Source organism: Clostridium lapidicellarium, assembly GCF_041224415.1.
Taxonomy (GTDB): Bacteria; Bacillota; Clostridia; order Clostridiales; family Clostridiaceae; genus Clostridium_B; species Clostridium_B lapidicellarium.
This window is the reverse complement of sequence record NZ_JBGFFE010000067.1, coordinates 1-476: the sequence shown is the minus strand read 5'-3', so window position 1 is coordinate 476 and position 476 is coordinate 1. Positions and strand designations below refer to the sequence as shown.

Annotated in this window: 1 protein-coding gene; it reads right to left on the bottom strand. The window is 29.6% G+C overall.

The annotated features are described in order from the left end of the window. Positions 1-200: 200 nt before the first annotated feature. Positions 201-476: transposase (locus AB8S09_RS15820; RefSeq protein WP_369869565.1), on the bottom strand; the 276-nt coding region annotated here is incomplete at its 5' end.

Genomic DNA, 476 nt, shown 5'->3' with positions numbered 1-476 from the left:
GGGAACGTTCATAGATTTGTGTAAAATAGAATAGATAGAGTAAAATCCATTTGGAAATTACTATGGGATTAAGCTCCTGTAGTAATTTTTATTTTTTAGGGAATAACTAATAATGGAATGTTGTAACTTTCTAATAATAGTATTGTTTGCAATAATACTATTATTATTCATTTTTATACAAAATAGTACAGGCAATAATTTTATATAAATGGTTCTATTCTCTCTTTAAACATTATAGTTAATTGAGCAAGTGTATTACCCCAGTTTGGATAAGGTGATGTCCATTTTAGCATTATTTGCTCTGTTGCCAGGTATAGTGCCTTCAGAAGAGATTCATCTGTAGGAAATACTGTTCTTACTTTGGTGAATTTCCTAAGCTGCCTGTTGAAACCTTCCAGAGCGTTGGTAGTATATATTATTTTTCTTATATCTTGAGGAAAGTCAAAATATGTAGATAGATTTTCCCAGTTATTTTG